This is a genomic window from Paenibacillus maysiensis (assembly GCF_000520815.1).
GTDB classification, from domain to species: Bacteria; Bacillota; Bacilli; order Paenibacillales; family Paenibacillaceae; genus Paenibacillus; species Paenibacillus maysiensis.
The window spans coordinates 47,523-54,737 of the sequence record NZ_ASRY01000002.1 but is presented as its reverse complement, the minus strand read 5'-3'; the positions used below and the strand labels follow the sequence as shown (position 1 = coordinate 54,737).

Here is a 7,215-nt window from a genome sequence, read left to right as displayed (position 1 = left end):
TGGTAGCCGGCAAACTGGTCGTGATGCGGCTGCCTATTTTTTTATCGCAATCTGCCAGTCTGGCCGTTGCCCTTCTGTTCTTGGTACCCATTGTGCTAATCAGGCATAAATATTCGCTAAGAATCAGCAAACGGGATGCCTTGATCCTGCTCATTCAGGCCCTAGTTGGCATGTTTCTCTTCCGTGTCCTGATGCTATACGGGCTGACCTACGCCTCTGCTTCTGAAAGCGGAATCCTGACAAGCTTGACGCCAGCTATTGTTGCACTTCTTTCGTATGTGCTGCTGAGAGAAAAGATCACCCTGCGCCCTGGACTTGGGATCGCCTGTTCGCTGCTCGGCGTTTTGGCGCTGCAATGGCCTCACATATCCGCGCTCTGGTTTTCTGCTCCCAAGACAACTTCGTTCATTGGCATGCTGCTTGTTCTGTCTGCCGTGTTCGGGGAATCGGCACTGACAGTATTACGCAAGATGCTATCCAGCCATGTCTCTTCCCTGCTTGGAACCATGTATATAACACTCTTTTCTTTCGTCATGTTTCTGGCTTGTTCCTTTGGGGAAGCCCGACAGTTCAACTTCAACCAGGTTGGTGCAGGGGAGATTGGGCTTGTCTTATATTATGGTATTTTTGTCACAGCATTGGCCTATGTATTATGGTTCCGGGGCGTATCAAGGGTCCCGGCCAGTACGGTAGCTGTATACACTGGATGTATTCCGGTCAGTACACTGCTGCTGTCCTATATTATCCTCCGGGAACCCTTCTCATTTGCCCATCTGGCGGGTGCAGGCTTTGTCTCGCTTGGCATCATGCTCATTTCACGCGGTGAACGCCGCTGACTCAAGCTTCGGACTATATTTTTGCTGGTTTTGTGTTGACTTTAAGTACACTCCAAGTAGTACATTTAAAGCATGGTGGCCGCCAAATTTAAGAATGATGAAAAGAGGAACCGCTCATGAATATTGGAAAAACAGTTCTTATTACTGGGGCCAACAAAGGCATCGGTTACGAAACGGCTAGACAATTGGGGGGCATGGGTTTTACAATCCTGCTTGGATCACGGAATGAGCATAGCGGCCGGCAAGCGGTGGCTAAGCTGGCTAATGATGGAGTGGAAGCCCGATTGATTTTGTTGGACGTGACGGATCAAAGTACGATTGATTCCGCATTCCATCAGATCAAACAAGAATTCAGCTCCCTTGATGTACTAATCAACAATGCCGGAGTATCTCTGGGGGGAGCCACTCCTCCAAGTCAGTTCTCTTTGGACGATTTAAGAGAAACGTATGAAACAAACTTTTTCGGTTTGGTCGCGGTGACACAAGCCATGCTGCCTTTATTGCAAGAATCTCCATGCGGTAGAATCGTTAACTTGTCAAGCGGCCTTGGTTCGTTAACCTATAATAGCGATCCTGAGCACGAGCATGCCCAATTTAATTTGCTTGCCTACAATAGCAGCAAAGCAGCGGTTAATATGTTCACCGTCACGCTTGCCAAAGAATTCAAAGACTCACCTCTCAAAGTTAATTCGGCTGACCCTGGCTTTACCGCCACTGACTTAAATGGCTTTACAGGACCGGGTTCGGTACAACAAGCTGCTGCTGTCGTTGTTCGTTTAGCCACTTTAAATAATGACGGGCCGTCAGGAGGGTTTTTCGACGCGAATGGAGAAGTGCCTTGGTAATCGTTACAATTAAGGAGTGGGATACTTTGCAAGAAATTCCGGAGACCATAACCTCTATTAGTCAAGCTGCAGAACTAACAGGTTTAACAGAGGATACCATACGTTATTATGAGCGAATTGGCTTGCTGCCTTATGCAGAACGAAAAGCTAACGGACACAGGTTCTACAGTAGAGACCAGATTCAGGGGATTATCTTTTTAACCCGATTAAAAGCCACGGGGATGACCATAGAAGAAATGAAGCATTATCGTGAACTTTCGATGCAAGGCAACAGCACCATCCCTATCAGACATTCCTTACTGGAACAACACAATCAGAAGATTCAACAAGAAATCTCCAGATTGATGGAAACCCAAAAAATTATTGAATATAAGCTCAACCATTATCGTGACCTCTCTACCAATCCCGATCTTAGCGACACGAATTGTGACCCTACAACAAAGGGAAACTTATAACTATATCATTAATTTCCATAAGTATATAACCATGATAACCTACGTGAAATGCAATGACGTCAGAATGGAACACATTTTCCAGGCATTTTCGCTTGGGTTCTCACGCCATTTTCCGTAGGTCTTTTTACATATACAAGAACAGCTTAATATTATAAATAAAACTGAGGTTCAAAAAAGTGCGTAACTTACAGTCTCCTTGTACGAATTAAGATAAGTACACGATCCTATGATTGACAAAGGGGCTATCTCACACAGTCATTTCAGACCTTTGGAGACAGCCCCTTTAATTGTTTAAGGATTAAGCGCTCTTGCAATCGCGTCCACATAGCTTTGGCTAGCGCGCTGGCTTACTTCTGCTTGCGGAACCATCCCTTCGAAGGTGTGGAATGTGCCGGGATACAGATGAAATTCGACGTCTACACCTGCTTGAGCAAGGCGCGCCACATATTCGATCGTCTCATCTCGGAACAGATCGAGCTGGCCTACGCACGTATAGGTCGGCGGCAGCCCCGCCAAGCTTTCCGCTCTCGAAGGCGCCGCATATGGGGACACCTCGCTGTCTTCGCTACGATCGCCCAAGTACATGTTCCAGGCCTCTAAATTGTTCGTCCGGCTCCATGTTGCGTTATCGGCCGTAATTTCATGACTTGACGCCGTGATATTGCGGTCGTCGATCATCGGATATAGTGGCATTTGGAAGATAAGGGCTGGCCCGCCTTTGTCACGAGCCATTAAAGCAAGCGCTGCGGTCAGACCACCACCCCCGCTTGCACCGGCAATCGCGATCCGGTCCAAGTCGATGCCCAGCAGCTCAGCTTTGTCGGTCATCCACGTCAAAGCGGCATAACAGTCATCGATGGCAGCTGGGTAGGGGTGCTCGGGAGCAAGTCGGTAATCTACCGCTACGACGACGCATTTGGCCGCCTGCACGAAGCGTTCGCACAAAGCATCGTCCATATCAGGATGCCCCATCACATAGCCTCCCCCGTGAATCCACAGCATGGCCGGAAGCTTAACGTCAGTTCGCTGGGCAGGTTCGTAGATTTTGACTAATATCTCGCCTGCTACGCTCGGAATCATCCGGCTTGTCGTGCGTACGTGCTCCGACTTCTCAATGGGAGGACCCGACAAGTAGCTTCTGCTTAGTGCTAAATTTCCCTCCAGTTGAAAACCAGGAAATTGTGCTAATATCGGCCTTAATTCTGGCAATACCCGACTTTCAAAATTCATTTGAATCACTCCTATAATTGAATTATGATCTTTTTTCTGTCTCGGCTTCCCACTTGGCTATTTCTTCTCGAACTCGGGGTGCTACCTCTGTTCCTAGCAGCTCAATGGCTCTCATCACCTCAGCATGCGGCATCGTGCTCAACGGAACATACAGCATAAAGCGTGTAACACCTACATTTTTGCGAAGGTGAATGATCTTCTGGGCAACAGTCTCGGGATCACCGACATACAGCGCACCTTCAAAGCTGCGCGCAGCATCGTAGCTAGAACGATCATAATGCGCCCAGCCCCGCTCCTTGCCTAATCTATTCATACCTGCCATGGTAGAAGGGAAAAATGTATCTGCAGCTCGTTCAGTATTCTCTCCAACAAATCCTATCGAGTGCGACCCAACCTTAAGCCGCGATTCATCATGACCAGCGTGCGCTGCTGCTTTCTTATAAAGCTGCACGAGCGGTGCAAAATTCGTCGGATTCCCGCCAATGATCGCCAGGACCAGTGGCAGTCCTAACAGACCTGCACGGATAGCAGAATCCTGTCTGCCCCCGCTGCCAACCCATATCGGTAAAGGATTCTGAACGGGCCGTGGATACACGCCCAAATTGTTAATCGCTGGCCGATGCCCGCCCCTCCAGGTTACTTTTTCGGACTCCCGTATTTTAAGGAGCAATTCCAAATTTTGTTCAAACAGCTCATCATAGTCATCCAAGTCATGGCCAAACAGTGGAAAAGATTCAATAAAAGAACCCCGGCCCGCCATAATCTCCGCACGTCCATTTGAAATACCATCCAGCGTAGCAAAATCCTGAAAAACGCGCACCGGATCAGCTGAAGAAAGCACCGTCACTGCACTAGTCAGCCGAATTCGTTTCGTTTGCGCTGCAGCCGCTGACAGCACAACTGCTGGTGAAGATGCCGAATAATCCTGCCGATGATGCTCACCTACCCCAAACACATCAAGTCCCACTTGATCAGCAAGGATAATTTCCTCGACAACTTCGCGCAATCGCTGTGCGTGACTTATCACTTCACCTGTCTGAACGTCAGGCTTCGTTTCTACAAACGAAGTAATACCTATCTCCATGGTCAATCTCTCCTATTCTAATAGCTTTTTCTGTATACCAATTAAATACCGATAAAATATCATACTGATCGGTAATATATTTTTCCCAGTAAATATAACTCATCGAAAAGAATACTGTCAATAAATATATTACAAATACTCTGATTTATTTTGATATTGATCTCCCTTTATCGGGATAAACCAACCTGCATTTGACAATATAAACGGCTAACTATAAGATAATAACATACTATTTGGTACGCAAATAAAGGCCGCTGACAATTATGATCAGAGTCATTGAGCAATTAAGAATAAAATCAAGAGTAACGAGAGGTATTGATTATGGGACGAATCCGCGAATTTGACGAAGAAAAAGTATTAGATGCAGCTATGCAAATATTTTGGGAGAAGGGATATGAAGCTACCTCATTAAGTGATTTAACTTCAAGAATGGCAATTCAACGACCCAGTATATACTCAGCTTTTGGAGACAAAAAAGAATTGTTCGAAGCCGCGCTACGCAAATACATGATGTCCCGTGCTTCTCTGATCCGAAACAAACTTCAAAACAATCCATCTGTAAAAGAAGCATTTCGCACTTTTTTTGAAGGTGTGGTCGAGGAGGAATATACAGATAACCCTAGAAAAGGATGCTTTTGCATCAATACAATGGTTGAACTTGCACCTCATGATGAGAAATTCGAAATTCTTACAAGGGAACATCAAATGTACCTATCGGTTATATTTCAAGAAACCATTGAACTAGGTATACAATCAGGTGAGCTTGAGATCGGGCTCGATGCGAAGGCTGTAGCACAGGCGCTAGTCATATCGTTAATTGGACTGACCGTAATGATAAAGTCTCGTCCAGAACGATCATTTATTGATAACACGATAGAGGTGACACTTACACTTCTTAAGTAATTCGGAGTGAATTCAATTTAACGAATAGCAATCACTATACGACAGTTTAAAGGGCACCCAGTCGGGTGCCCTTTGTGCGTAGGAGGAGACCCCTTTCCTCCTTACGTCCATTTCGTAAATGTTCCAAGGATTCAGTTAGACAAACAGTTAATCATGGATATGTATTAGAGTGAACGTGGATATAGAGTATACTATATGAGTATAAGTTCGATACACGATGACATTATATATGTAATGGTATTCAAATACAGCGCAGAAGAGGTTGAACATGAGTCAGAATCATTTTACAGATTACGCATTAAGTGAAGAAATTGTGAGAGCGCTGAATAGCTTGGGCTATGAGACGCCAACAGAGATTCAGACGGAAGTCATTCCAATTGCGCTTGAAAAGAAGGATCTTGTAGCCAAATCGCAAACAGGCAGCGGCAAAACAGCAGCATATGGTATTCCACTCTGTGAGCTAGTAGATTGGAATGAGAATAAGCCCCAAGCTTTAATCCTGACGCCAACCCGTGAACTCGCGTTACAGGTCACCGAAGACATCACGAATATTGGACGCTTTAAGCGGATAAAAGCAACGCCCCTTTATGGGAAACATCCTTTTCATATCCAAAAGGCCGAGTTAAAGCAAAGAACGCATGTGGCTGTAGGTACGCCAGGACGTGTACTGGACCATATTGAACGAGGCACGCTATCGTTAGATCGAATTGCCTATCTCGTGATTGATGAGGCTGATGAAATGCTGAATATGGGCTTTATCGAGCAGGTTCAGTCCATCATTCAGGCGCTGCCTAGTGACAGGGTTACGATGTTATTCTCCGCTACTTTTCCTGAGGATGTAGCCAAACTGTCACGCAAGTATATGAACAAGCCTGTTGAAATTGAAATTAAAGCGACCGGTATAACGACCGCCACAATTGATCACTCTCTTATTCAGGTGAAGGAGTCGGACAAGCTGGCACTGCTGCAAGATCTGCTCATTGTTGAGAATCCTGACAGTTGTATTATTTTCTGTCGTACGCAGGAGAATGTAGATACATTATTCAGAGCATTGGCTGATCTCGAATATCCATGTGACCGGATTCATGGTGGAATGGAGCAGGATGAGCGATTCGAGGTGATGAATGCGTTCAGAAGGGGGCAGTTCCGTTACTTGATCGCGACAGATGTTGCCGCAAGGGGGATCGACATCACCAATATCACCCATGTCATTAACTACGATATTCCACTTGAGAAGGAAAGCTATGTTCATCGCACGGGACGTACGGGACGTGCGGGCAAGACAGGGAAAGCCATTACCCTGATCACTCCTAAGGATAGCAAACGATTAGCCGATATTGAGGCATATATTGGATTCGCGATTCCGAACGTAAAAGCTCCCTCAGAAGAGGCTGTAGATCGCCGTAGAGAAGATTTCGAACAGAAACTACATGTAAAAACTGCCCTCAAAAAAGATAAGCGCGAGCAATTAAACCAACAGATTATGAAGCTTAACTTCAATGGCGGCAAGAAGAAGAAACTGAGAGCTGTCGATTTTGTCGGTACAATCGCTAAGCTTGACGGGGTAAGCGCAGACGATATCGGGATTATTACGATTCTTGATAATGTGACAGATGTTGAGATTCTGAATGGCAAGGGCCCACTGGTGCTGGAGATTATGAAGAATACGACCGTAAAAGGCAAGCTGTTAAAGGTCCGCAAGGGGAATAAATAGAAGCTCCGTGACATGAAAAAATGACTGAAAGCAATTCAGTGGATGTGAACCTTTAACCAGGGAGGGATCACCTTTTTAAATAGAGGGTGATCTCTCTTTGGGTTGTTTTTCCGATGCAGGGTAGATTGATTGGTGAGGACAACAATAA

General features: G+C 45.8%; 7 protein-coding genes. 5 read left to right on the top strand and 2 right to left on the bottom strand.

Features of this window, described 5'->3' with window-relative positions; genetic code table 11:
• From L696_RS0100275 to L696_RS0100265, 3 genes are all read left to right on the top strand, one after another.
• Positions 1-836 (top strand): DMT family transporter (locus L696_RS0100275; protein ID WP_025681864.1); only part of this gene is annotated, 836 nt, incomplete at its 5' end.
• A gap of 116 nt (positions 837-952) precedes the next feature.
• On the top strand, positions 953-1,681 hold the full coding sequence (locus tag L696_RS0100270; protein WP_025681863.1) for an SDR family oxidoreductase: 729 nt from the start codon (positions 953-955) through the stop codon (positions 1,679-1,681).
• A 26-nt stretch (positions 1,682-1,707) separates the two neighbouring features.
• On the top strand, positions 1,708-2,136 hold the full coding sequence (locus L696_RS0100265) for a MerR family transcriptional regulator (protein ID WP_025681862.1): 429 nt from the start codon (positions 1,708-1,710) through the stop codon (positions 2,134-2,136).
• A gap of 291 nt (positions 2,137-2,427) precedes the next feature.
• Here L696_RS0100265 and L696_RS0100260 read toward each other — a convergent pair whose 3' ends face one another.
• Positions 2,428-3,366, bottom strand: a complete 939-nt coding sequence (locus L696_RS0100260) for an alpha/beta hydrolase (protein WP_025681861.1) — start codon at positions 3,364-3,366, stop codon at positions 2,428-2,430.
• A 22-nt stretch (positions 3,367-3,388) separates the two neighbouring features.
• Complete coding sequence (locus L696_RS0100255; RefSeq protein WP_025681860.1) at positions 3,389-4,450, bottom strand: LLM class flavin-dependent oxidoreductase; 1,062 nt, start codon at positions 4,448-4,450, stop codon at positions 3,389-3,391.
• A 321-nt stretch (positions 4,451-4,771) separates the two neighbouring features.
• Between L696_RS0100255 and L696_RS0100250 the strand changes: the two genes are divergently transcribed.
• Entirely contained in the window at positions 4,772-5,353 is a 582-nt protein-coding gene (locus L696_RS0100250; protein ID WP_025681859.1) for a TetR/AcrR family transcriptional regulator, read from the top strand.
• Positions 5,354-5,621: 268 nt separating this feature from the next.
• Positions 5,622-7,067, top strand: coding sequence for a DEAD/DEAH box helicase (locus tag L696_RS0100245; protein ID WP_025681858.1), 1,446 nt, complete (start codon positions 5,622-5,624; stop codon positions 7,065-7,067).
• Positions 7,068-7,215 lie beyond the last annotated feature (148 nt).